Annotated in this window: 31 protein-coding genes and 1 pseudogene; 16 read left to right on the top strand and 16 right to left on the bottom strand. The window is 39.7% G+C overall.

What is annotated here, in order from left to right; translation table 11 throughout:
* Position 1: 1 nt before the first annotated feature.
* Entirely contained in the window at positions 2-538 is a 537-nt protein-coding gene (locus FFR60_RS02920) for a prolyl-tRNA synthetase associated domain-containing protein (RefSeq protein ID WP_088935342.1), read from the bottom strand.
* 72 nt (positions 539-610) lie between these two features.
* Positions 611-2,062 (bottom strand): helix-turn-helix domain-containing protein, encoded by a 1,452-nt coding sequence (locus tag FFR60_RS02925; protein ID WP_137662952.1) that lies wholly within the window; start codon positions 2,060-2,062, stop codon positions 611-613.
* A 293-nt stretch (positions 2,063-2,355) separates the two neighbouring features.
* Between FFR60_RS02925 and FFR60_RS02930 the strand changes: the two genes are divergently transcribed.
* Both FFR60_RS02930 and FFR60_RS02935 read left to right on the top strand, forming a co-directional pair.
* Positions 2,356-2,610, top strand: coding sequence for a TfoX/Sxy family DNA transformation protein (locus FFR60_RS02930; protein WP_088935340.1), 255 nt, complete (start codon positions 2,356-2,358; stop codon positions 2,608-2,610).
* Positions 2,611-2,671: 61 nt separating this feature from the next.
* Positions 2,672-2,851 (top strand): hypothetical protein, encoded by a 180-nt coding sequence (locus tag FFR60_RS02935; RefSeq protein ID WP_249354935.1) that lies wholly within the window; start codon positions 2,672-2,674, stop codon positions 2,849-2,851.
* Positions 2,852-2,885: 34 nt separating this feature from the next.
* Here FFR60_RS02935 and FFR60_RS02940 read toward each other — a convergent pair whose 3' ends face one another.
* The gene (locus FFR60_RS02940) at positions 2,886-3,254 is read right to left on the bottom strand and encodes a YccF domain-containing protein (RefSeq protein WP_088935339.1); all 369 of its coding nucleotides are present in this window, start codon (positions 3,252-3,254) and stop codon (positions 2,886-2,888) included.
* A gap of 111 nt (positions 3,255-3,365) precedes the next feature.
* Between FFR60_RS02940 and FFR60_RS02945 the strand changes: the two genes are divergently transcribed.
* Positions 3,366-4,292, top strand: coding sequence for an alpha/beta fold hydrolase (locus tag FFR60_RS02945; RefSeq protein ID WP_249354936.1), 927 nt, complete (start codon positions 3,366-3,368; stop codon positions 4,290-4,292).
* A gap of 36 nt (positions 4,293-4,328) precedes the next feature.
* Positions 4,329-4,970: a carbonic anhydrase family protein gene (locus FFR60_RS02950; protein ID WP_137662953.1), complete on the top strand. Its 642-nt coding sequence runs from the start codon at positions 4,329-4,331 to the stop codon at positions 4,968-4,970.
* Positions 4,971-5,015: 45 nt separating this feature from the next.
* Here the strand turns inward: FFR60_RS02950 and FFR60_RS02955 are convergent, their stop codons facing one another.
* Positions 5,016-5,828 carry a Cof-type HAD-IIB family hydrolase gene (locus FFR60_RS02955; RefSeq protein ID WP_137662954.1) on the bottom strand — a complete coding sequence of 271 codons (813 nt, stop codon included), beginning with the start codon at positions 5,826-5,828 and terminating at the stop codon, positions 5,016-5,018.
* Between the two features lie 301 nt (positions 5,829-6,129).
* Between FFR60_RS02955 and FFR60_RS02960 the strand changes: the two genes are divergently transcribed.
* Genes FFR60_RS02960 through FFR60_RS02970 form a run of 3 tightly spaced genes read left to right on the top strand, consistent with a single transcriptional unit; the run spans position 6,130 to position 8,096 of the window.
* Positions 6,130-6,984 carry a glycosyltransferase family 8 protein gene (locus FFR60_RS02960; protein ID WP_137662955.1) on the top strand — a complete coding sequence of 285 codons (855 nt, stop codon included), beginning with the start codon at positions 6,130-6,132 and terminating at the stop codon, positions 6,982-6,984.
* Positions 6,981-7,871, top strand: a complete 891-nt coding sequence (locus FFR60_RS02965; protein ID WP_137662956.1) for a glycosyltransferase family 8 protein — start codon at positions 6,981-6,983, stop codon at positions 7,869-7,871. Before FFR60_RS02960 ends, FFR60_RS02965 begins: the two co-directional genes overlap by 4 nt.
* 51 nt (positions 7,872-7,922) lie before the next feature.
* On the top strand, positions 7,923-8,096 hold the full coding sequence (locus FFR60_RS02970; protein ID WP_171004852.1) for a hypothetical protein: 174 nt from the start codon (positions 7,923-7,925) through the stop codon (positions 8,094-8,096).
* A 53-nt stretch (positions 8,097-8,149) separates the two neighbouring features.
* On the opposite strand, the gene FFR60_RS02975 is transcribed toward FFR60_RS02970, so the two are convergent.
* A complete protein-coding gene (locus FFR60_RS02975; RefSeq protein WP_088935334.1) occupies positions 8,150-8,620 on the bottom strand; it encodes a MarR family winged helix-turn-helix transcriptional regulator in 471 nt (156 codons plus the stop codon).
* A gap of 542 nt (positions 8,621-9,162) precedes the next feature.
* Here FFR60_RS02975 and FFR60_RS02980 point away from each other — a divergent pair.
* Entirely contained in the window at positions 9,163-9,585 is a 423-nt protein-coding gene (locus FFR60_RS02980; RefSeq protein WP_137662957.1) for a GNAT family N-acetyltransferase, read from the top strand.
* A gap of 163 nt (positions 9,586-9,748) precedes the next feature.
* Positions 9,749-10,582, top strand: coding sequence for a DUF6544 family protein (locus FFR60_RS02985; protein WP_137662958.1), 834 nt, complete (start codon positions 9,749-9,751; stop codon positions 10,580-10,582).
* A gap of 76 nt (positions 10,583-10,658) precedes the next feature.
* Here the strand turns inward: FFR60_RS02985 and FFR60_RS02990 are convergent.
* Positions 10,659-11,066: pseudogene (locus FFR60_RS02990) on the bottom strand (YjdF family protein).
* A 563-nt stretch (positions 11,067-11,629) separates the two neighbouring features.
* On the opposite strand from FFR60_RS02990, the gene spx reads away from it, so the two are divergent.
* Positions 11,630-12,055: a transcriptional regulator Spx gene (gene spx, locus FFR60_RS02995; protein WP_088935330.1), complete on the top strand. Its 426-nt coding sequence runs from the start codon at positions 11,630-11,632 to the stop codon at positions 12,053-12,055.
* A 246-nt stretch (positions 12,056-12,301) separates the two neighbouring features.
* Positions 12,302-12,904 (top strand): hypothetical protein, encoded by a 603-nt coding sequence (locus FFR60_RS03000; protein ID WP_137662959.1) that lies wholly within the window; start codon positions 12,302-12,304, stop codon positions 12,902-12,904.
* A 51-nt stretch (positions 12,905-12,955) separates the two neighbouring features.
* Here FFR60_RS03000 and FFR60_RS03005 read toward each other — a convergent pair whose 3' ends face one another.
* Together FFR60_RS03005 and FFR60_RS03010 are read right to left on the bottom strand one after the other, a co-directional pair.
* The gene (locus FFR60_RS03005; protein WP_137662960.1) at positions 12,956-13,588 is read right to left on the bottom strand and encodes a pentapeptide repeat-containing protein; all 633 of its coding nucleotides are present in this window, start codon (positions 13,586-13,588) and stop codon (positions 12,956-12,958) included.
* 64 nt (positions 13,589-13,652) lie between these two features.
* A complete protein-coding gene (locus FFR60_RS03010) occupies positions 13,653-14,192 on the bottom strand; it encodes a GNAT family N-acetyltransferase (RefSeq protein WP_137662961.1) in 540 nt (179 codons plus the stop codon).
* A gap of 199 nt (positions 14,193-14,391) precedes the next feature.
* Here FFR60_RS03010 and FFR60_RS03015 point away from each other — a divergent pair, with 199 nt between their 5' ends.
* Positions 14,392-15,183, top strand: coding sequence for a hypothetical protein (locus tag FFR60_RS03015; protein ID WP_137662962.1), 792 nt, complete (start codon positions 14,392-14,394; stop codon positions 15,181-15,183).
* A gap of 59 nt (positions 15,184-15,242) precedes the next feature.
* On the opposite strand, the gene FFR60_RS03020 is transcribed toward FFR60_RS03015, so the two are convergent.
* The 4 genes from FFR60_RS03020 to FFR60_RS03035 all read right to left on the bottom strand — a co-directional run bounded on the left by FFR60_RS03020 (position 15,243) and on the right by FFR60_RS03035 (position 17,582).
* Entirely contained in the window at positions 15,243-15,410 is a 168-nt protein-coding gene (locus tag FFR60_RS03020) for a hypothetical protein (RefSeq protein WP_171004853.1), read from the bottom strand.
* Positions 15,407-15,991 carry a DUF1700 domain-containing protein gene (locus tag FFR60_RS03025; protein WP_137662963.1) on the bottom strand — a complete coding sequence of 195 codons (585 nt, stop codon included), beginning with the start codon at positions 15,989-15,991 and terminating at the stop codon, positions 15,407-15,409. Before FFR60_RS03025 ends, FFR60_RS03020 begins: the two co-directional genes overlap by 4 nt.
* Positions 15,988-16,302: a PadR family transcriptional regulator gene (locus FFR60_RS03030; protein WP_088935324.1), complete on the bottom strand. Its 315-nt coding sequence runs from the start codon at positions 16,300-16,302 to the stop codon at positions 15,988-15,990. The genes FFR60_RS03025 and FFR60_RS03030 overlap by 4 nt, the downstream gene beginning before the upstream one ends.
* Positions 16,303-16,517: 215 nt before the next feature.
* Positions 16,518-17,582, bottom strand: a complete 1,065-nt coding sequence (locus FFR60_RS03035; RefSeq protein ID WP_137662964.1) for a type I restriction endonuclease — start codon at positions 17,580-17,582, stop codon at positions 16,518-16,520.
* A 253-nt stretch (positions 17,583-17,835) separates the two neighbouring features.
* On the opposite strand from FFR60_RS03035, the gene FFR60_RS03040 reads away from it, so the two are divergent.
* Positions 17,836-18,144, top strand: a complete 309-nt coding sequence (locus tag FFR60_RS03040) for a carboxymuconolactone decarboxylase family protein (RefSeq protein ID WP_137662965.1) — start codon at positions 17,836-17,838, stop codon at positions 18,142-18,144.
* A 36-nt stretch (positions 18,145-18,180) separates the two neighbouring features.
* Here the strand turns inward: FFR60_RS03040 and FFR60_RS03045 are convergent, their stop codons facing one another.
* A complete protein-coding gene (locus FFR60_RS03045; protein WP_137662966.1) occupies positions 18,181-18,552 on the bottom strand; it encodes a YxeA family protein in 372 nt (123 codons plus the stop codon).
* 240 nt (positions 18,553-18,792) lie between these two features.
* Between FFR60_RS03045 and fsa the strand changes: the two genes are divergently transcribed.
* The gene (gene fsa / locus FFR60_RS03050; RefSeq protein ID WP_137662967.1) at positions 18,793-19,443 is read left to right on the top strand and encodes a fructose-6-phosphate aldolase; all 651 of its coding nucleotides are present in this window, start codon (positions 18,793-18,795) and stop codon (positions 19,441-19,443) included.
* Between the two features lie 39 nt (positions 19,444-19,482).
* Here the strand turns inward: fsa and FFR60_RS03055 are convergent, their stop codons facing one another.
* From FFR60_RS03055 to FFR60_RS03065, 3 genes are all read right to left on the bottom strand, one after another.
* On the bottom strand, positions 19,483-20,496 hold the full coding sequence (locus FFR60_RS03055; RefSeq protein WP_137662968.1) for an LPXTG cell wall anchor domain-containing protein: 1,014 nt from the start codon (positions 20,494-20,496) through the stop codon (positions 19,483-19,485).
* A gap of 147 nt (positions 20,497-20,643) precedes the next feature.
* Positions 20,644-21,567 (bottom strand): DNA/RNA non-specific endonuclease, encoded by a 924-nt coding sequence (locus FFR60_RS03060; RefSeq protein WP_137662969.1) that lies wholly within the window; start codon positions 21,565-21,567, stop codon positions 20,644-20,646.
* Positions 21,568-21,601: 34 nt separating this feature from the next.
* Entirely contained in the window at positions 21,602-21,871 is a 270-nt protein-coding gene (locus tag FFR60_RS03065) for a hypothetical protein (RefSeq protein WP_016178166.1), read from the bottom strand.
* Between the two features lie 185 nt (positions 21,872-22,056).
* Here FFR60_RS03065 and FFR60_RS03070 point away from each other — a divergent pair, with 185 nt between their 5' ends.
* Together FFR60_RS03070 and FFR60_RS03075 are read left to right on the top strand one after the other, a co-directional pair.
* Entirely contained in the window at positions 22,057-24,093 is a 2,037-nt protein-coding gene (locus tag FFR60_RS03070) for a BglG family transcription antiterminator (RefSeq protein ID WP_137662970.1), read from the top strand.
* Positions 24,090-24,362, top strand: coding sequence for a PTS sugar transporter subunit IIB (locus tag FFR60_RS03075; protein ID WP_088935318.1), 273 nt, complete (start codon positions 24,090-24,092; stop codon positions 24,360-24,362). The genes FFR60_RS03070 and FFR60_RS03075 overlap by 4 nt, the downstream gene beginning before the upstream one ends.
* Positions 24,363-24,365: the final 3 nt, after the last annotated feature.

Consider the following 24,365-nt stretch of genomic DNA (forward strand, 5'->3'; position numbering starts at 1 on the left):
CCTAATCAATAAAAATCGCTTCATGACCTGTATAAGGCAGGAACTTTTCAAAGATATCCGCTGTTTTCAGTTTCATATAATTGGTTACAGAACCAGAGCTGCAGCCATACCATTCCCGTTCAGCAACGGATTTGTCGAAGACTAATTGGATCTCGTGCTCAGGATCTTTTAACAACCCGAAAATCGTCGCAGCACCCGGAATAACTCCTAAGCGCTCCTTCAATAGATCCGCTGAAGCAAAAGATACCCGTGGAATCTCCAATTTTTTGCCGAACTCTTTGGTGACAAACTTAAAATCTGCCGGTGTGATGTACAAATAGAATTTGGTTTTCTTTTGGTTGCATAAAAAGATTGTTTTAACAACTTCGATCCCTAAGCGGTTATCGATATCGATACAATCTTCCATCGTCAACGCTTCGCCGGTCGCTACTTGATAAAAAGGAATCTCCAACTTTGCCAGTGTTTCATAGGTTTTTTCCTCTAATTCAGAACCAAACTCAGTCGGCGGGGTAGTATGCATTTCACTAACGTAAACCATAACGGCCTCCTTTTTCATATGTAATACCTACTACGATACCTTTTTTTAATCAAATTCTCAACCTATTTTCATTTATTTTTCTGCTTGTGCCAAATCTTTCCTTACGATTTTTTCTAGAATTGTTTCAATATCTGTGTAATCGGTCGCAGTGATATTGGAGCGGATGATAACCGACTCTTGGCCCTCTGAGAGAAATTTTTTACAGGCCGGTGTTGTTCCGATGATTACCTGCGCCTCACGCGGAGCTTCTACAAAAGTCAGGTGATATCGGTTTTTGAAATACAAATTGATTTTTTCTTGGATAAAAATACTGAAAAGATCGCTGTGCTCGGAAAACGCATACACCGATATTTCTGGTAAGCAGTTCTCTAATGAATAGAGGTTCACACAGGTTAAAAACGAATAGATCCGTAACTGGCGATAATCATAGCCTGGTACTGCTTGGGTGAACTCCTGCCAAAAGGTGTTAAAGCGTCGGTAGTAATAAGGAAACTGCGACTGGACATGATTTAGTGCCACATTATTTCCAAGCTCATCAATCATGGGATCGTTCAATCGGAAGAAAGCCAGTGCTGCGTAATGCTGTCTAAGCTTGCTGCCGACATATTTTTGCTCGTGGCTGTTCAATGGACGGAAGTGCGTCGTAAAAGACTTGATCCAATGGGAAACGGCCTGATTAAAAAAGAGATCCCTAGAAGAATTCTTAGGCTGCAGCTCAAAATCGTTCAATAGAGAACTGTAAATGGCATAAAGGAAAAAGCGCCATTCATTTGTATTCCAGGTTTTTAAAAAAGCTGGCTTTTTGGGATATTTGAAGCGGTTCAACAATGCTTTTTCTGTATTATTAAAGATAAGTTCACTTTTTTTGCTTAATGATTGATTGGTGATTAAGAGCCAAAAGCAGATCATTTCCAAGTTGGTTGGGTTATTGGAAAGCTTTAAGTAATCCTCTACTTGATTTGCCAGTTGAAAATAGCTCTCAATGTTAATACGTTCAACTTGGCTGAATTGGCGGTATAGTCCGCGGAAAAAAATATAGTAAAAACGACGCACATCGACTTCGCGTCCTTTTAAACTGATTTTGGTCGAACAAGAGATATAGAGATCATAATCAGACAAATCTTGATTGATCTCTTTGATTTTGCGGCGCAATTTTGATTCGCTGATATTTTTATCCATGCAGAACTGGATCGCAGAAATTTTTCGTTTCGTTAAAATTGTACGAATGATTTCACAAGCAAGGTCATACTTGTATAAGTAGCTTGTCAATGATTGGAGGTTCGTTGAGGAACGGTCTAATTGGATGCCGCGGCCATTATCCATCCGAAGAGTTAAAAAATAATCTTCGTCTGTATAAAGTTCTTCGATGATTGCTTGTAATTCTTTGCAATTCACACGAATCGTACCAAGGCTGGCATAACCAATCTTTTCCTGCAATTCCTTCAAAGAAATCGGTGCCTGCAGGCCATCTAGCGTTTCGATGATCTGAATTTTCAGCACCGTGTTTTTATCCATCCCCAGCATGAATATACCCCCATTCCTATTTAATAAAAATTAACCGTACTGATTTATATGATAAATTAAAATATCATTTAATACAAATAATAACCTAATATATGGTGAAAAATAAAGTCATATCCTAAACAAATCATAAGAAACTCGTTTTATTAAAAAATAACTAAGGTTATATTGTTTAAAATTTCTTACTGTGCCGGAAAATTCGAAAAAAGTGACTGCTTTTCAAACTTTTTGTGAAAGCGGTCGTTTCCGCATTTATTCTAAGGTATAATGAATCTAAAAGGAGTAAGGAGTCGGCGATGAAAATTTCAGAAATGAAAAATATTGGTGTAGTAAATGAAGAAAAGTTGGAACAGGTAGGAATTGTGACCCCTGATCAGTTACGGGAACTGGGAACAGAGGCAGCCTTTTTAAAAATTCGCCATCTAGTAGATGACGGGGCTTGTTTGCATCTGCTGTACGGATTAGAAGGGGCGATCCAAGATATTCCCAAACGTGAATTAAGCGAACGGCGCAAAGCCGAATTACGCGATTTTTTCAAACAATTAAATTAGATTTTTTTGACTTTGCTTGCTGAGAGATAGGATTCACGTTACACTACATACAAAAAAGGAAGTGACTTTTTTGTATCTGATCGCTTTAGTGATTTTTGTCATTTTAGTCGGTGCATATAATATTTTTATTAACCTTGCACGCCGCAAGAAAAAGAATGTGACACCGCTGATGGTGAATATTCAAGTAACGTTGAATTTGATCTTGATCATTGCAGGTCTGATTTACTTGATTTTTGGATAAAAAAAAGAGGAAGACAGCTGTCATTCCTCTTTTTTTAACGAATTGAAACGATCTGGGCACCAAAAGGCATCAAGGCTAAACGAGCAAGCTTGAGAGACTGTGCAGCAAACGGAATACCGACGATCGTAATACATAGAAACGCGGCGCTGATCAAATGACCGATTGCTAAAGGAACGCCCGAAACGATCAACCAAATAATATTTACGATCAAATTTATCCCAGTGGTATGGTAAACGATATCCTTGCCAAACGGAGCAAAGCTCAGACTGGCAAATTTAAAGCATTGCAAGCCGATCGGGATGCCGATAATAGTGATGCACCATAAAATTCCGGCAAGACACCAAGTCAAGCCGCCAATCAGTCCGCCGAAGATGAACCAGATGATATTACCTAAGCAAGACATATTTCATCCCTCCATTTATTAATAGTGTACCATTTTTTGATCATTTCACCTCCAACTTGAGATGGATATACATAGTAGAATTTTTAGCGAAGGCTTTTTAGAAAGGAAACGATGATGGTAGAAAAAATTGAATTACTTTCTGTTGACCAGAAAACACCGCTGCAGGCGTATCATTGGTCATGTGAAAATCCATGGGCGGTTCTGCAAGTGACTCATGGGATGGCGGAACATTTGATGCGCTACGAACCCTTGGCAAATTATTTGAATGAACGAAAGATTGCGGTGATCGGACACGATCATCTAGGTCATGGTGCCTCTGTTAGTGAAAATCCTAAAGGCTACTTTCACGATGAAACGCTCAAACATGGATTAGTCCAGGATTTGTATCAGGTGACGAAGTGGGGGAAAGCCCGATATCCTAATTTGCCTTACTTTGTTTTAGGACACAGCATGGGCTCATTTGTATTGCGGAATTATCTGTATGACTATGGTGAAGCGATCGATGGCGCGATTTTAATGGGGACAGGCCAGCAGCCAGTCTGGTTGACTCGTTTTGGTCAAAAGTCAGCTAAATTGTTGGGTAAACTCCAAGGAGAAAAACATCACAGTAAACTGATCGATCAATTGGCCTTTGGCAATATGAATCGCAAGATCCCTAAAAAGCGAACCGATAAGGATTGGTTAACCACCTTATCAAAAGAGGTGGATGCTTACTTAGCAGATCCGAATTGCGGTTTTTTATTTACATTAAGTGGTTATCACGAACTTTTTTCGCTGATTATTCGCACTCAGGAGCCGGAATTACTGCAAAAAGTACCGAAAAAGCTGCCGCTGCTATTTCTATCGGGGCAAGAAGATCCGGTGGGCGAGTATGGCAAAGGTGTGATGAAGGCAGCGCAGTCTTATCGAGCTGCCGGCGTGGAACAGGTGACAGTCCAGCTCTACGAAAAAGCCCGGCACGAACTATTGAATGAATCCCAAAAAGTTACCGTTTTTCATGATATTTGCATATGGATGGAAAATATTTCTGAAAAATGATATTATTGTAAAAATTTTAGGTAATTGAGGGATCATATGAAAGCAAAATTTTTGATAGATTATTGCCATCAAGGTGATTGGGAGCCGCTAGGCGGTCAACGACAATCACCGATTGATATCCAAACAACTCAAATTGAAAACAATAATACTCTTGCAAATATACAAGTAAATTTGTCGGAAACGACGGCAACTTTTCTTAATAATGGTCAAAACCTGCAGCTTTTAGGTGCTGGTCAAGCCAGTTTTAACAATCGTGTGTTCAATTTTGTCCAATTGCATTTTCACGCAGATGGAGAGCACCGTTTAGATGGTAAAATTTTTCCATTAGAAGGTCATTTTCTATTCCAATCAGCCAGTGGTCAGCTGGCAGTGATCGGGGTGCTTTATCAAGTCGGAGAGTTCAACCCGGATTTTGAACATGTATTGAACCAGTATGATCAGGGAAAGGGTGAGGGCAGTTTTTCTTTTGCAGGTCTAATTCCTGAGAATAAAAGTTATTACCATTATCTGGGTTCTTTGACGACGCCGCCTTTGACCGAAGGGGTGGAATGGTATGTGATGCAAAATGTTTTAGAAGTATCGGCTGAGCAGGTGCTGCGCTTTATTGCCATTCATGGAAGAAACAATCGCGAGTGTCAGTCGATCAACGAGCGAAAAGTATTGAGCTATAACGAATAAAAAGACGTTGCCAAAAAGGCAACGTCTTTTTATGTCTATTGAGAATTACGCAAGAAAGTTTTTCAAAATGAATGCCACACCGGACTCTTCATTTGATTTGGTCTGTTTATCGGCGATTTTTTTAACCGCAGGCGCGGCATTTTCCATCGCGATACCTTTTCCGCTGATTTTTAGCATTTCCAGGTCGTTTTCCTGATCACCAAAAGCTGCTACTTCTGATAAGTCGATCGACAAGTGCTTGGTCAAAAAGTTTAGCGCAGCTCCCTTATTGACTCCTTCGGCCATAACCTCCAGCCAATACTTATCAGAATAAGAGCTGTTGATCTGCTGTTTCTCTAATTGTGAGCGCAACTTGACTAGTTTACTGGTGTCACCATCAGTAAAGGCTAATTTGAAATAGCTGATTTCATCTTGATCGATTTGCTTCCACAGTTCGTCTACTTTTGATTCCTTCAAATTAAACTGGGCATAGTAGGGACTGTTGACTTCATTTTTATCTTGCGCAAAAGAAATGCGGTCATCTTGGGTTGCGCGGCTAGCCACAACGGTTACTTCCGTTTTCATAGCGAGTGAAAGTGCGGTCTTTACTGTAGCGGGAAGAATCGTGTAGCTTTTCAACACTTTTTTTATTTCGCCTTTTTCGATTCGCGCAACATAGGCACCGTTTGAGGCCAATGTGTATCCATTTAACTCTAATTGTTCAAACACTTCTTTTGCTGACTGGATTGATCGGCCGGTTGCCAAAGCGACAGTTCCGCCTTGACGATCAAATTCTTTTAACGCCGCAGCGTTTTCTTCAGATACTTTTCCCTCTTTATCTAGCAGGGTACCATCAAGATCAATTGCTACCAATTTCATCTATATCCGTCCTTTTTTTAGTTAATCTACTTTAAGGGTAGTCCAATTTTCAGAAAATGAACAATTAAACGCTCATGAGTTTACAAAAATATTTTCAAATCAATAAACAAATCTAAAAATTTATAAAAACTTAATAATTGGTTAAATTGCCCCAATTATAGGGATTTTTCCCCGCTTTTTTGAATAAATGTTAGGGGTAACAGAGCATTAATTTTGCTTATTTCTGTTGAGGGGGCTAATCTGAGATTTGTAATTAGCTGTTATTAAAAAATATAAAAATCGAGATAGGAGTGAAGAATATATGCTATCGAAAATTGAAGAAATCCCCGTAGTCACGGCAGCAGATGAAAATTACGCTCCTTATCTGAGTGTAATGATCTCAACGCTATTAGACAAGACGGCAAGAAAAACACCGATTCGATTCATTATTATAGATGATGATCTTTCGGTATCGAGTAAAGAGAAATTGATCCAAACGGCACACCAACATTCTGATGCGGCTGTTATTCAATTTGTTAAGGTTGATGAAGAAATTTATGAAGATTTTTTAGTTAGCGACCATATTACAACTACCGCATATTTTAGAATTTCAATGCCGAAGATTTTGGCGGATAAGAATTATCGCAAAATTTTGTATATTGATTCAGATACATTGATCTTGGATGATATCCAAAAATTGTATCAACAGGATTTGGAAGGAAAAACGATCGGAGCCATCATCGATCCTGGACAGACGAAGGCACTAGAACGATTAGGTGTTGAATCTGATGATTACTATTTTAATTCTGGTGTGATGGTGATCGATGTCGCTCAGTGGAACAAGGAGCATATTACTGAAAAAACGATCGACTATTTGAAAAACAATGGAGATAAGATTATTTATCATGATCAGGATGCGTTAAATGCTGTTTTATATGAAAATTGGCAGCCGATTCATCCCCGTTGGAATATGCAATCGTCGTTGATTTTTGACAAGCATCCTGCACCGACTAAACAGTATGATGAACGATACAAAGAGGGGCGGGAAAATCCGGCGATCGTCCATTTTACGGGCCATGATAAACCATGGAACACTTTAGAGGGGCATCCTTATCAAGAATTGTATATGGAGATATTGAACAAAAGTATTTTTATGGAGACGGTGAAGGTAAAATGAAAAAAGATAAATTTACAGTAGTTTCAAGTTGTAATGACGGATTTGCGGAGCACGTATCGGCACTTTTTGTTTCGATTCTCGAAAATACCGAACACTCCGCAGCAGATTTTGATTTTTACGTAATTGATGATGAGATCAGTATTGCCAATAAACGGTTGATGCGTGAGACGATCAAAGAATATGATGCTGCGCTGCACTTTTTAACGATCGACAAGAAGTATTTCGCGGATGCAGTGGAGAGTGATCGCATCCCAGAAACCGCTTATTATCGGATCGCAATCCCAGAATTGTTCCGTGATCAAGACCTTGAAAGAATTCTTTATCTGGACTGCGACATGATCGCGTTGGCAGATATATCCGAGTTATGGGAGATTGATTTGAGTGGGTATACGCTGGCTGCGGTAGAAGATGCCGGTTTCCATCATCGTTTAGAGAAAATGGAGATCGCCTGTGATTCTACTAAATACTTCAATTCAGGCTTTATGCTGATCAATATGAGAAAATGGCTATCGGAAAATGTGACGAATCGGGTATTGCGCTACATTCACGACAATCCTGATAAATTGAAATTTCACGATCAAGACGCATTGAATGCGATCTTGCATGACCATTGGCTGCAGCTTCATCCGAAATGGAATGCTCAAAGCTATATTATGAAAAGAGAAGTTCAGCATCCAGATCCAGAAGGGGAGAAAGAGTATTTTCAAGCTCGCAGAGATCCAAAGATTTTGCATTACTCAGGCCACGTTAAGCCGTGGGACCCAGAGTTTACTTCGTCTTTGAAAAAATACTATGAAGAATACGAAGACTTGACCGCTTTTAGTGAAGATGAGACAGAAGAAGAAAAAAGTTCAACCAAACTATCCTCAACCAGAAAGCTAGGCTAAGTAAGCTATAAGTCAAATTCGTTATTATCAATCAAGCAAGGAGTGAATCTAATGAAAGCTATGATGACAAGCAAAGCGGGACATTCGAAGAGCCGCTTCCACCCGCAATCGAACAAAAAAAAGGATTCAAAACAAAACAGTGCCGTTCGTTCACTGCTATTCAAGATACTATCCGTCTTTGTGATCGGATTTATTACGAAAAAGATCAACAGTCGAAAAAAATAAGCACAACAAAAGCCGCAAGAGAATGAGGATTCTCCTGCGGCTTTTGCTTATTTCTAAGGACGTCCAAAGCGATTTCGCGGCTTATGTTTGACCTGTGGTTCAAGCTCGTTGATCAACTTCGTCAAAATATTTTCAAACTGTTCTTTCTCCTCATGGGTCAGTGCGTCTAAGACGACAGGTTGGAAATCATCACTTTGTTGAGCCGCGATTTTTCCGCGAGGAGTCAAATGGATATTCATGACGCGTTTGTCCTCCAGCGATTTTTCTCGAGTGATATATTCCTTTTTCTCAAGCTTGCGAATCATCTCGGATGCCGATTGCGGGCGCATGTCTAGACGGCTGACTAAATCTTTTTGTGAGATGGTCCCGTGTTGACGAATAATGCTCAAGATTTGCCCTTGGCCGCGATTGCGGTTTTCAAATTTGAATGGACCGCGAGAATTTTCTCGAAAGAATTGCATGAATAAACTGTTTAATTCAAAGTACTTTTCAGTAACGGTCAAATTTAGTTCTTTTTCATCCATGGATTTATAACCCCTATTCATATGGAATAATGATATGTCATCCATCATTTTATCAGGTTACCGAAATAAATTAAAGTTTTCTGTTAGTAAATTAAGCAGACACGATTGATTCTGTTTGCTGATGCAACGACTGGCATATCGGGCTTATTTGATTAGTCCTTTGGAAAATAAAAGGTGGAACCTCTGGCATATCTCTAGCAATAACCACAAATGCCTTGTGATAGATGCGCTCAATCGATTGTTTTATCTCACTAAAACTTTTTTTTCTATTTTAGCCCAACTGCTGACGAGGAGTTCGCTTCAAGTGCAGAAGGAGGAAGCTGCTTTTACTACATAAATTGTGAACTAGGAAGTCTAAATACAATCGTTGAAGTTATCATCAAAATTGAATCTCGCTCTATACAAAATAAGAAAATGCTAGTTATTGACAACGGATTTCATTCTGTTAGACTGGGTACTGTTAGTCGGAGGGCAACTATTGCTGGATAAGATAAATCTTATCCAGCATTTTTTTGTCTAAAAAATTGGAGGAAAAAGCAATCATGGAAATTAAAACAAGAGACTATTTAGAAAACAAACAGATAATAATTAAACAATTAGATAAATATACAGTTGAGACGGTCCCTGAACTTTCGCAGTATGAATTTAAACCCATCAGTCTTGTTTGTGAAGAAGACGGTCAGATTTTTGGTCGCATTGTTGGAGAGATTCATTGGCATTATTTACGCATTGAGCTTTTTTATGTGGATGGCAAGATACGCGGAAAAGGAGTTGGCAGCCGGATGCTTTCTGAGATAGAACAAATTGCTGAAAAGGAACAGTGCTCCCTCGTCTTCTTGGAAACGATGAGTTTTAATGCACCAGCTTTCTATTTACATCATGGCTATGAGATTATCGGACAAATCGACCACCATCCGTTGGAAGATGAAACCCACTATTTTATGTGCAAAAGGTTGAAGAGATAAAAAATGTTAGAGCTGATCAAAAGTTATCATCATCGATTTGGGTTATAGCTTTTTCGACTTTATTGAACTTATCGAAATAAGCCCTTAGCCTCATGTTTATACTTTCGGTTTCATATATAGTAGAGCTAAACCACAAAATTGTATATGAAAGGAAGGATGAGATATGCTGCTATGGGGTCTAGTTATTGTTTTAGCACTTATAGTCATTTATTTTTTTCTGCCGGGCGGATCTGCTTGGAATAAATACTTGGCGGATATCGAAGATTCTTTTCAACAGGAAGAGCTGCCGCCTGAACCACAACTAATCACTGAAGAATCAATCGCTCAGCTGCCGCCGTTATTGAAGAAATATTTAAAGAAAAATGGTTATGTCAATCGACCGCTGATGCGTAATATGCAGATTCGTTTTGGAAATACCAAGTTTCGTATGTCTGCGGATAAAGCGCCGATCGCGATTGATTTTTGTCAGGTCAACTTTGTTTATCGACCAGATCGCTATGCTTTTTTGCAGGCACGGATGTTTGGGCTGCCTGTTCAGGTGAGAGATAGTGTGAAGGATGGGCGCGGAGCGATGATTGGAGTCATTGCCAAGCATTTTCAATTGTTTAATTCGACTGGCCCTGAGATGGATCAGGGACAATTGATCACAGCTTTGGCTGATGCGGTTTTTATGCCGGGGTTGTTTTTGCAGGAGTATGTCGCTTGGCGCACACTTGATGAGCGAAGAATCGAAGGAACGATCACGTGGAATGGCGTGAGTGCGAAAGGGCGATTTACTTTCGATGATTCGGGAGATATTGTTCGCTTTGATACGGATGATCGCTATATGGATGAAAATGGGAAGGGGACTTCATTAGTTCCTTGGTTCGTTCTTTATGAAAATTATGAGAGCGACGGCGACTATCGCAGACCGGGACGTGTCAGCGTAAATTGGAAGCTGCCTCAAGGAATCGATAATTATTTTGTTAGTGATAAGATCAAGATCTGGCATAGATAAAATAAAAAAATACAGCCACGGCTGTATTTTTTTATTGGGTTTCATGAACTCGCTGCTGCTGGTTCGCAAAACTTTTTTAGTGCCCTTTATGCTTTTCGCGTTTCTTAGCTTGCTTTTGCTGGAAACGGGCTTCGGCGGCTTGGGCTTTTCTCAGCTTCTTTTGCGCCTTGTTGAGCGTTTTGGTTTGTTCCCGTAATTCGCTGATCGCCAGCTGCGCCTTGGTGGAAACGACTGGCTGTCATTTTTCACGATTAATCAATCGCTGCATTCGCTTCGGATTGATTTTCTTCTCAGACTTTTTCTCAGCGGCGACAGTTCCAGCTTCGTCCAATAAACGCGGCAAACGTTTTGCGATAAAAGTGAAAACATCCGCGTCTTTTGGTTCAGCCCCAAAAACATATCGGATAACTTGGTAATGGCCATCGGTTTCAGCTTCTACCAAGCCGCACCAAAAACTGCCATCGAAGTAGATCGTCAACTTCATGATGACACCTCCCTTAATTGGATTTCAAGCAAGGGACAACCCAGGGAGGGCAGGTTACTGACATTTTCATGCGGCGGACTACCAACCGCCATGTGTTTTTATGCTCATCTTTAGTGTACTAGGTTTGTAGAGAAAATCAATAAGGTTAGCGGAAGGTGTGTCTATCAGCGAAATTAACTTCCTTTAGCGGTGGAAGAGTTGCGCTAATTTGTTTCCTTGCTGGAATATTAATTGTGTTAAAAAAAGATAATTAATGTCGGGTAATCATATTTTTACTTCCCAGAGAAATAATTGAGTCAAACGTTGAGCCTGCCTTTTGTGGCGTTATAAATTTTTCTCGAACTAATTCGAAACATTGATATATCAGCGCTTTTTCATTGTTTCGTAATTGGTTTATTTTTTTCTTTGTTATAAAAAACATCAATTTCCGCTATTTTCAAATGCTGTTTTTTGATACTTTTTAAAAATTAGATTAACAAGGGATGATAAGTGCTGTATCGTAATATTTGTAGAATAACACAGAGTATTTAAAAGAATGAACTTATCGGAAAGGTGTTTTGAAAATGATTAAATTATACGGCTCGGCTAGTTGCAATTCCTGCAGAAAAGCGAAAGCATGGTTAGAAGAACAAAGTTTGGATTTTGAAGAAAGAAATATTATTACTGATCCGCTAACAAAAAGGGAACTTAAAGAAATTCTTTCCTTGACTGAAAATGGCACAGAAGACATCATTGCGACACGCTCAAAGGTCTATCAGAAATTTGATTTTGATCTCAATGATTTGTCTTTCAATGAATTAGTTGGAATTATCGAAGAAAACCCTGGTCTACTAAAACGTCCGATCGTGATAGACGAAACTAAATTGCAAATCGGTTTTAACGAAGATGAAATCCATCAATTTATTCCACGTGAAGTGCGTAAGCTGAATTCAAAGAAAATGACAGAAACATTGTTTTACATGGACTGGGAAAAGCAAAAATTTGCTTAGACGGCAGCTTAGGATAAGCGCAGAGCTGTATTGCTTTTGTTAAAAAGCAGGTAGAACCGATTGAACAAAATATCGGCCCATCAATTGGAGAAAAGCACCAAAATGATGAGTAGTACTTGAATAGTCGGCTACACCAGCACCTGCAACCAAGAAAGTTGCGGGTGTATTGTCTTTTTCCATTGGGATTTTATCACTGCGAGCTAAGTGATAAGGTCTGGTACCACGTTGAAAGGGGCTTATGATGACATGACAACAGATTTTGAGAAGAAGGCTACGGAAATCATGCTAGAGGCTGGAATCAGTCTAGAGCATATTCAGTCACAGAGAAGAAATTTTTTTCAAGATACCCATATAGAAAATTATTACAACAAAGTAGAAAACAGTGAACACCTAAGTAAAAATATCCCCATCCAGAAAATCATCGCGTTAAAAACGGATGAAACGGTCGTGGGAAAATCGGTTTATGATCTCTTTATGGGAAGAACGACGGAAGGAAGAGATAGCAACAAAATCGATGCTAATATAACATCATTGAAGGAACATGGCTTGACCTTTCAGCTGGCATTTTATTCTGGCGAGTTTAACTTCGAAGGTTCATCTCCACTTCGCTTTAATTATTATAAAGAGGATGATTGTTATATCCTGCAAAATGACGGGGTTCATCGAACGATCTCGGCCAAGATGTTCAATGCGCCGACTATGTCAGGAATCGTTACCGACTATGAGCTGGATAAAGAAAAGAAGAAGCTGTATGAGGAATATGACTCCTTGCAAGAAATTTTACGTTTAACGGATATCAAAGGATTGACGTTGGATTATTTTCAAGAAAAAATGAATAAAAAGGATTAATAAAAGACTAATAACGCCCTCTCCAGTACGTTCAATGGAGAGGGCGTTGTTTTACATATAACCTTCAGCTTCTTTGCGGGTCAGCCAGAAATGAATCCCGCCAGTGGAATCTGCCCAGCGATTGGGATTGAAATTCTCCGCTACCACATATTCACCCACACGATAAACAAAATCGCCGTCAACATACGAGACCGCTTCGTCATAGTCCTCATTGGTATACATATCCTTGATGCTTAAAACTTTAGCTTTGTCGCAGCGGCAGCAGGTATTTGTCGCAGAGGTTCTGCGGGCATCTGCCGGGATCAGCAATTGAACGATCCGATAATCAAAGCATTTTTTGTAACCAACGAAAGGTCCTTCAGCCGGGCAGTAAAGTTCAAAAAATTGAGTCCGTTCATCATGGATGATATCAGTCAGGTCGGCATGCTCCAGCATAGCAAAAAACAAATTCGCGCCAGAAATATCTGCGCCGCGCAAACTGCAGCCTTGAAAGTCCGTACCTTGTAAAGAAGCATCTCTTAAAATCGCTTCTGAAAAATCGCAATCGATACATAGACAATTACTTAAATTCGCTCCGGTCAGATCGGCATTGGAAAAATCGACGCGTTCAAAGGTCATATCGTGAAAATTTGCTTGTTGCAGCTTGCGAAACGAGTAATCGTGATTTTTTAGCGTGGCATTCATTTAATATCGTGTCCTTTCTCCGAGATCCTCTTTCTCTTATTTTAGCATCCTAATCAGTTGGAAACTATCTCTTATCCGACAAATTGATCCAATAAACTTGAACATCTTTTCCATCATCGTGGCTAAATTCTCTATCCAGAACGCCGCCATTTTTGCGAATGGTTCGCGCAGAAGCTATATTTTCCTTGTAGCAGGCAACCATCACTTTTTCAAGGCCCAGTATTTTGCAATAATCTAGTCCTAAACGCAGCATCTCTGAGGCATAGCCTTTTCCACGTTCGCTCGGGCGCACGCCAAAACCAATATGACCGCCGAATTCCAGTAAAAATTCGTTCAGTTCATGTCGAATATCGATCGTGCCAATAATTTTTTGATCCTTTTTGCGAATTGCAAGCAGGGTAGTAGAGACAACCCAATCAGAGGAGACGGTGGCTTTGTCGGACTGTTTGGTCAAATGGCTCAACCAAGCGCTGTAACTTTCCATCTCGGTCAATAATGAGGAGCCGTGGAGAGAATCCTCGCCAAAGGAAAAATGTTCCTCTATGTAATCTTGGACCACGGCTTCATGACTTTCTTGGGGCTGAATCAAGTGAATTGTTTCCATGAGCTTCACCTCTTTGACTTTATTTGTTGCTAGTGTAGCATGCTTCAGGTTTAAATGGACCGCAGATTAAGTAAATAACAATGCTAATTATTCAGATTAACATCAATAAAAGCGACCTCACTATTAAATACGAAATTGATAGCGATATTATTTTTTTGTTTATTCGTGATATAATTTAGAAAAAAGTGAGGGGGATATTATGAAAAAGGTGACATTGCTACTTTTGGTGGTCAGTACTTTTTTATTGGCTTCGTGCGGAAGCAACAAAAGCGAAACCAATGATGCTGGAAAGGATCAGACGAGCACCAGCAGTAAAGCCAAAACCAATAATTCGACAGATGGAGGCAAGTTCAAAACATCCGACGGGAAAACGGCTTTAGTTTTTAGTACAGGCGAAGTCAAAAAAGGCGGCTTTCCTGGTGAAAAAACTGCGGTGGGAGATTATAAGCAGTATATGCACTTCAATGTAGACAGTTCGATGGACTGTGAAATGTACGGATATATTGGGGAGTCGTACGGTTCATTAAAAGAATGGTCTGATTCACCGGATACAACAGTAAAGGATTTGACCATTGCCGAAAAAGCGCTTCCTTGTTTCTACTGGCTAAAGGACAATGATGATCGGGAAATCGCGTATCACCTTTATGATGAGGCACTTGAAGAAAAATACGCAAAAGAGTATGAAGAAGACGAAAGCTTGTATATTTATATGCAGCCTGTTCCGGCACTCAACCAATTAGCGGAAGAAATGACAGAGCTGGAGAGTTCAGAAGCAAAAGACGTCACCCAAAAAACTGGTGAAGCGGAGGGCTATAAGTATACTTATGTGACTTATCATTATGACGAAGATGCCGCCGACACAACATTCTATGTCATTTATGAGTTGAGCGACACTGTCAGATTCAGCTATCGGATCATGGAGACTGGAGCAGATTTTGATCCATTGACCGAAGTGGAGAATACTGCTAAAAATGTTAAACTTGACGATTAAAATAATTTCCACAAAAAAAGAAAGAATCCTTTCGTATATACGAAGAGGATTCTTTCTTTTTAATCACCAGTATAAAAGCCGACGATATTGTACCAATGACGGTCATCGTAGTTCGTACGGTAGCTGTTAGGTGAAAAGCCGGATAGTGCATAACCTAGCAGCAGCAAAAAAATTCCGGCACCAATTAAATACGTAGCGAGTTTGGGTATTAAAAGTTTTGATCTCATACTTGGACCACCTTTCGTTGGAAAATGTTGCGACGAATGACGTTCATCAAGCGGCGATGCATATTCATGAAGACCGCGCTGAATTTATAGGTCAACCACATACATAACAGACCAAAACCGAATAAGAACATACCGGCACCAAGCTGTGTTACACCCATAAAGAACGAATCGAATAGGACGAAGGGACTAGTGAACGCAGCTGCGACACCGCCGATGATCGTACCACCAGCCAAACAAGCCCCCGTAAAAGGAATACACCAGATAACGATATCAATACTCAAAAGAACGAGAAATGCTGCCAACGCCAGACTGCCCCATAACGGGAAGCCTAAAATCAAAAGTGTGATCCATAACCAGTTAAGCCGGCGTGGAACCTTGACCTCAGTAGGGATACCTGCAGCTTCATAAGCTAACTGCTTGGGATCTCCCAATTTTTTGACGGCGGCTCGCTCTGAGTAACCATCCTCCATCAAATCTAAAATCATTTCGTCATAATATTCAATCAAGCGATGGACTTCGCTAGGTCTAACTTCGTAAGCTAAATAATTGCTTAATTCCTTAATAAATTCCACTCGATTCATTCTTCAACACTCCTTTTAATATAGTAGTGAACGGCTTCGACATCGTTCCATTCTTTTAAAAACTCTTGAATACTGGCAACACCTAAATCTGTTAAGTGGTAATACTTTCGCAACCGCCCATTGTGGACTTTAGAATAGGTAGAGACTTTTTTATTTGTCTCCAGCCTTTTTAAGATCGGGTACAGTGTCGATTCGGTAATCTCAAGATGTGGATGAATTTCTTTGACGATCTGATAGCCGTAGGAATCGATCTCCACTAATGAGGCCAAAACACAATACTCAATCAAACCTTTCTTCAATTGACTATCCATCAACAACACCTCTTTATACGTTATACTATACATTACATAGTATAGAGGAGACTATAGGACTTTAGGCCTATATTTTGTAAAAAACAGTATTTGTAAAAAAATTCAAAAAACGGTTTGCCTAATAGGGCAAACCGTTTAAGTAAGAGTAACGACACAAACCACTCACTAATTAGCCAACCTAAGCTGTGATTTAGTCTCTTAAATTTGATTGTAGGTTATAGGAATCTTTCTACAATTTTGGTAATCTCTTTAGCATGATTGTAAATGTCAATTGGGTTTTCTAAATCATAAACAGTATGTTGTTCATCATTTAACTCAATTTTCATGCCGACACTATTAAATCTTACACGGAGAACCCAACGACGAATATTGTCATCTAATAAAATATTGAAATAGCTTCGGTTATCTCTATAAAAAAGTCGATCTAGCGGGATCGTATCTTTTAACACTACTTTACAGATAGTATAGGCCTCCAATTCTTCTGGAGTAGTTATGATTTCACTATCTTCTTTTTCGGTAGTATCTGATTCAGATTGAATCTCTACATTATCGATAGAAACAGAAGATTTTAAAGCAGCGCTTAGTTTATCATTGACTTTTTCTGAAATAAACTGATTGAGTCCCTTTTTTATTATAGGTTTAAATTTTTCGAGAATCTGTTTTGTTTTCATTCCATCATAAATCTCATTTAAAAGGAATTTGATGAAATCCTCGGAGGGTTCATCCAATTCAGTCGATAGATATTCTTTTAGTGAACTTAAGTATTTTAACTCAGCTGCTGAACTAGTAATTTTGTCTACATCAAAATTATCTTTATGAAATTTTGCAAGTTCTGGGATTTGATTATCCTTAATTTTTGTAATATCCACTGTTAAAAAGGGAGAAAGATCCATTTTGTTCGGTTCATCTAAATCAGTAAAAAACTTATATTCTTGTCCGTTTGTTAAGATTCCAAATTTTGATTCAGTTGTTCCAAAGTATCTAAATAGTTGAGAATCATGCTTTGTTAATTGCTCGTTAATTGATTTTGCTTCAACTAAGATTGTGGGTTTTCCCTCAAGAACAATAGCGTAGTCAACTTTTTCTCCTTTTTTTATTCCAACATCAGCAGTGAACTCAGGTACGAATTCTGTCGGATTAAAAAGATCGTATCCCAGGGCAGCAAAAAAAGGCATGATTAAAGAAGTTTTAGTTGCTTCTTCTGTACCAATGCTATCCTTTAATTCAATTACACGTCTCCCCAATTGTTTCAAATCTTCTTTGAATTTATCCATTTCCATAAAAAAACAACTCCTAACATTATCGATATATACCAATTTTTATATTCAAAACATTACTTAATAAGTTTACCATAGTTTATCTCAACTTAGAAAGCGGATTCATTTTTGTTTTATAAATAATACAAAGAAGCTGAGAGTTATATTTCTCGCTGAATTAGTGATCAGCTTGGATCAGAAATTGAAGCGCTGCGAGATGACCTAGCTTAAAACACTGCTGATCTGGTACACTGTTTCAAAAAGGGAGTGGTGTTACATGGCAATAAGTAATTCTTTTGAAACCTTCGCGAAGGAAGCACCAGAGTATCAACAGGCGTTCGATGAGCTGATTCATTCATGGGGAGAAAACAGTGTTTTAGATGACAAAACGCAGCATTTAGCGTATTTGGCAGTCTTGGCAGCAACAGGAAAAACGGGCGGACTGCCATTTCATGTGATGCTGGCAAAAAAAGCGGGGGCTACTCGACAAGAAGTGATCAGCACGATCATGATCGGTTTGCCGGCGGTGGGAAATGAAGTGATCAATGCACTGCCTGCTGCTTTAGAAGCTTATGACAAAAATTAAAAATACTGGAGTGGCTTTCTGCCATTCCAGTATTTTTTAGCGCGGATCAATTTCTTTTAAGGCTTTTTCCGGGACTTGATACCGAAGAACTTCCTCATAGGATTCTATGTGAGCTCCTTTATTGATAATTTTTAAGTAACGATCTGTTTTTAATTCAGTGAGGCCCTCAAAGGTGATCCTCCGTGTTTTCCCATTTTTATTCGCGGCCATTTGCTTGTAAGTTGCGGTTCCGTAAACATTTACAGATTGCGGCGTTGTTGTTTTTACATAAAGCTCAGTTTTTGGGACTAATGGATTGAATTGATCCAAGACACCAGCGACTTCGCTAGATGAATTTTTTGAATAAAGCATGGTGCCAAATAATAAAATGATGATAAATGCAATGAATCCAATTATTTTTTTGATCATGAGTCGAATGACCATCCCTTCACACTTGTTGCATTCAGCTTATCAAGAACGCGTTCTGGGAAAATCGGGCGAGGGACCTATCTGCGCCTAACAAAATTGTCACAAGCTTGGCTGGCTGTTGAACTAATTATCCGGAGTGAGTATACTTTATATAGGAAAGAAAGCGTTTTATTTGGTGGGATGTCGGACAAGAACAAATGAAAATGTTGCTGAGGGAACAACCTAGTATAGGAGGAAAACATGAAGTTTTTTCTAGATACGGCGAACGTTGAAGAGATCGAACGAATCAATCGGCTGGGCTTGGTAGATGGGGTGACGACGAATCCAACCATTATCGCAAAAGAGGGCAAGGATTTTGAATCGGTGATCAAAGAAATCTGCGGATTGGTCGCAGGTCCGGTCAGTGCGGAGGTCACATCCTTAGACAGTGAAGGGATGATTCGCGAGGCAAGAGAGATCAGTCAATGGGCAGAAAATATCGTAGTCAAAATCCCCATGACAGAGGCGGGGCTTCAGGCAGTCCACACGATTTCAAAAGAAGGCATTAAAACCAATGTCACGTTGATTTTCTCAGCGGCGCAGGGCTTGATGGCTGCTAAAGCCGGGGCAACATATGTCAGCCCATTCTTAGGCCGATTGGATGATATAGCATCCGATGGCATCCAGCTGGTAAGTGATTTGCGCGAGATTTTTGATATTTATGCTTTTGATACGGAGATTATCGCGGCGAGTGTTCGTCATCTGGGGCATGTAGAAGAAGCGGCGTTGGCAGGTTCGGATATTGCGACGATCCCGGGCAATCTGTTTCCTAAGCTATGGAGCCATCCACTGACGACTAGCGGGATCGCTCAATTCGAGGCAGATTGGCAGGCATTTCAATCAAAAAAATAATAAAAAATCCGTGAGCAGAAATTCGCTCACGGATTTTTTTTATCTTTTACGGTTGCGACGGATCATGATGAAGGCGATCAGCGCTAGAATGATGACACCAGCAACTGTTAGCCAAGTTCTTCTTTCTTCACCAGTTTTTGGTAAGAAGCCGCCTTTGTCGTCTTTTTTGTTGTCGTCATTTTTCGCGGGTGCTTTGTTTTCAGCACTTTGTGTCGTTGATGTAGATTCTTCTGTGGTAGAAGTTTCGGTCGTTGTAGAACCTGTTACGCCATTGCGGACATCGTCTTTTTCCGCGTAACGACTGATCCATGCGATAATCCCTGGGAAGAAGTCGCCTTCAGTCCCAATCATTTTTTCTTGGATCGGAGAAATGTATTTTAAGACATTTGTCAATTCTTGGTTGCTCATTTGACGAATCGGCATGAACGAACTATTGCTAGGGTAAAGAGCCGCCAGATAAGCTTGCAGGCTATCAATTTGATCGATCATTTCAAGGGCATTGGTATAATTACTTGGATTGTAATTCAAAATATTTTGGATTTTATCCCAAGATAAACTGTTGTCTTTGTATAGGGCTTGTAAAATCCGAGCATAACCGCTGACATCTAAACCATACGTATCTGCACTAACTCGTTGGCAAAGGGTCATGGCATTTAATAATTGCTGATTTGTGTAGCCATCAACTTCATTTGGCGAGATAATGTTTTTCATGGAATCATCTTTCAACATCTCGCGAATCTTGTCAGGATCTTGCACATTGCCAACGGGATCGTTACTTTTTTTCACGCCCGTTTCTTTTTCGATTTGATCTACGGTTTTATCTTGCGCTTTCTGAATATCTTTAACCTCGCTGTTATCAGTCGCGCTCGCAACAGTGGAGTTGACAGTTCCGCTGGATTCAATCGTGCCACTGTTTACCGTTGGACTTTCAATGGATGCTGTTTGTTCAGTCGCAGCGGCAGGCGCGTTGTCTGCTGTCGAGCTTTCAGTTTCGGCGTTCGCACCGATGGGGAATAGCATGATTAGTGATAAAGCAAATAGTGTTTTTTTCAAAGATCTCACTCCTTATTCAATGTCATTTCCTATGCCAGTCAACTGTCTCTTTCAATCAAGTGGTGTGGCATATTTAATTATTTCGTAACAATATTGTAACATAAGAAACGTATCTGTAAAGTAAAAGTGTGAAATTTTTTTTGAAAATTATTTCGCCGCGCGATAGCCGGCCTTTTTCGCTTCTTCGATCGTCTTGAACCAAGCGCGGGGATTAGTAGTCTGATCGTAATATTTACTGTCGGGCAGGTGATAGACACCGCTTTTCGATCCTTTGATCAGGCCTTTGCCGTTGCTGTCGACATATTCTTTATCGAGAGGAGCTGCCTCTGAGGTGGAAGTCTGTGAAGTCGTTCCAACCGTGCTGGTACCGTCCGCATAATTCAACGTTACGCCATTTTGTACGTTAAAAATGTAAACGTTGAACTGAACATCGTCGCTGCCAATCGATTGAGCCATCATATGAACGCCCCGTGCCAATAGTTCATCCCCGCGGAAAACCGGAACGACGGAATAGCGCACATAGTTCTTAGAGCTCTTTTCTAAGTAATATTTAATATCCATTTCAAAGCGCAGCATTTCCGGACTGTTTAACTGCCGGGTGCCGGTGATCAAATTTTTCCAGTTGGCATTTTCGCCTGTCAGCTGGTAGCCGATCAAATGGGAGCGATTGAATAAATATTGTCCGTTGATTTTTTTATTGTGCCAGCCGGTGGGGGTGACACTGGAAATTTCGCCGCGCTTTTCGGTGGGCATCAGCTTTTTATTCAGCAGGGCTTCGGCATCCGTCGCTCGATTCAGATGATCTAGGTCGCTGTATTTCGCCCACGGGCCATTGGCGGTAGAGAGATCCTCTTTAGAAAAAGTCGGATTATTTTGATTAATCTCGATCGTTTGGGTGCCTTCATACTCTAGCTTGGCTAAATCCTGTTGGGCCGAGATAACCTGCGATGGTGTTTGGGTTGGTGTACTTTTTGATGATTGGGGTTCTTGAAAATAATTTTTTCCGCTGTATACAGCGAAACTAGCTGCCGCAATCATGATCGCAGCAACTAGTTTAGTTTTCTTTGACAAGGGAATTGCTCCTATTCTTTTAATATCTGCCGCGTTATTCCGGCGCGCCGATGATCTTGATATATTCATCAGGATTCATAATTTCAAAATGCTTGGCAACGAGCTGGTTGCGTTTGTTGCGACGACCTTCAATGTGGATCATATATTTATTTTCCGGCAGGCGGAAAACATAACTCGATAAATAGCGGTCTTTGATCAAGACTTCGGTCTTATTCTCACCATCACTCATAATCAATAATGACATCATGATCGGCTTTTCTTGCAATAAAATCGTTTTTTCTAATAAACCGCGATATTCTTCCAAAAAATCACTTCCTTTTATAAAATCATTCACTTAATTTTAGCATTTTTACGCAATTAATGCTCTGATAATGAAATAGCGGCTAAATTGAGCAAACTACTGGAGCAGTTCGTTTCAAATTTTTTGAAATGAACTGTTCTTTTTCATGACGTTTGTGATGCCTTATACTAAATTCAGGAGGAAAGCTTATGGATAATCGATTATCAAATTTATATAGTTTGCTGGCAAAACAAGGAAAGACATTTGAAATCAATCAATTGGCCAAAAGATTTCAAGTAAGTACGCGTACGATATATAACGATATCAATAAATTGAATGAAACACTGGTTGCGGCTGGTCAAGAGATCGTTGTCATTGAAAAAGCGCGTGTGTACTACAACGTGGAAAATCCTGCTGCAATTGAAAAATTATTGCTCAAAAATAGCGATTTTGTCAGCAGCGATAAGCTTATCAGAAGGATTCGTATTTTAGAGGAGATTTTACTTTCAACAGCTATTTTCAGCACGGAGGATTTGCTGAAGAAGACGCTTGTTTCGAAAAATACTTTGTTGAGTGATTTGCAGGCAATTCGAAAGAAGCTGGAGAAAAATGGGATTGTGCTCGAGAGTATCCCATTTCGAGGCTATCGAATCCTTGGCGATGAGAGTAGGATTCGCAATTTATTAGCTGCTACACTTGAACAAGATCCGCTGCTTTTTGAAACAGAGCATTATGAAACGGAGCAGCAAGTATTATTATCGATTGAAGAATTCATTGAGAAAATTTGTAATCAGCTGGGAATTCAATTAAGTGATGAAGCCTTTCAAAAGGTGATCGTACATTTTTGGATCACTAAGAAACGAATGGAATTAGGCAAGGTTCTTACGACAGTCGCTGAAAAGGACTTATTAAGTAAAGAAGAGCAGATCTTGCTTGAATATTGCGAAGAATTAGATGAATTGTTTAACCAGCCGGTCAGCATGACAGAACGAAATTATTTAGCGAATAAACTTTCGGAAGCTTCGATCACTAAGTCTCAAGAATTGCTTTTCGACAAATGGGTAACCTTTAATTTAGTGATTGAAACCTTCATTACAGCAGTGAATAAGGAGCTTCCTGAGTTGGATTTCAAAGGGGATAAAAAACTGTATGAGGGGTTGATCAATCATTTGCGCCCGGCTTATAAGCGAACGTTAGCGAATGAAACTTTAGAAAATCCGATGTATGACTATGTTTTAGACCACTATCATGACTTGCATCTGCTTATTCGCAAGCATATTTCATTAATAGAAAAAATGCTGAAGGTTGAGTTTACTGATCACGAAATAAGCTTCTTCACTCTTTTTTTCGCAGCTTCATTGGAACGCAAAAAATTTTATGTTCCCCATAAAACCAAAATAGTGATCATCTGTCATGCCGGCATCAGCACCTCAGAGATTTTGAAAAGCAAAATAAAAAATATTTTTAATGTCGATGTTGTGGGAACCTTTGGAGCTAAGGAAGGAATTAATTGGTTGGCGGATCATAAAGTCGATCTAGTGATTACTACTATTTCCTTAGAGCTTAAAAGTGTTCCGTTTGTGCAGGTGAATCCTTATTTATCAGAAGAAGACATCAGCATCATCAGCGAATTTATTAAACCTGTTTTTCATGAGGTCAGTGTAGAAAAATTGTTGAAAATGGTAAAAAAATATGCGGGATTAACACCGCAGCAAGTTCAGAATTTGTCGGAAGATTTTAAAGAATATTTGAATCTTAAATCAGGTGAAAATTTGAAAAGGGGGTATCAGCCTATGCTTAAAGAAATATTGACTGAATCTTTAATTGATCTTCATTACCATGCTAAAAATCGTGATGAAGCAGTCCGAAGAAGCGGCGAATTGTTGATAGAAAACGGTTTGGCGGCACCAAGTTATATTGATGGGATGATAAAGAATGTTGAAGTAAATGGAACGTATATCGTAATTGCACCTGGGATCGCTATGCCGCACGCGCGTCCGGAAGAAGGAGCATTGGATATTGGGTTTAGCATTGTTACTTTACAGGAGCCTGTAGTATTTGGTCATCCTAAGAACGATCCAGTAAGAATCGTAATCGGCTTATGTGCGGTCGATCATCAGACGCATTTGAAGGCCTTAGCAGAACTAGTAGAGATTTTATCCCATGAAGAAAATGTCGAGCGCTTTTTGAATGCTGAAAAAGCCAAAGAAATTCTGACGATGGTTAAAGGAGGAAATGAATCATGATAAAGATTGTAACGGTATGTGGAGCGGGTGTTGGCAGCAGCATGATGATGAGATTGTTCACCCAGCAAATTTTGGATGCTGAAAATATTGAAGCCTCTGTTGACGCAGCAGATATCGGTTCGGTTGATCCAAATAGTTATGACATTTTGATTACGACTTCAGATTTTGCTGACACTTTACGGGATTCGACAGCTAAAATTGTGCGAATCGATAATATGATGGATAAAGAGTATTTGAAAGAGCAGCTTTTAAGGACGATCAATGAATAGGGG

Source organism: Enterococcus hulanensis (genome assembly GCF_005405485.1).
Classification (GTDB): Bacteria; Bacillota; Bacilli; order Lactobacillales; family Enterococcaceae; genus Enterococcus_A; species Enterococcus_A hulanensis.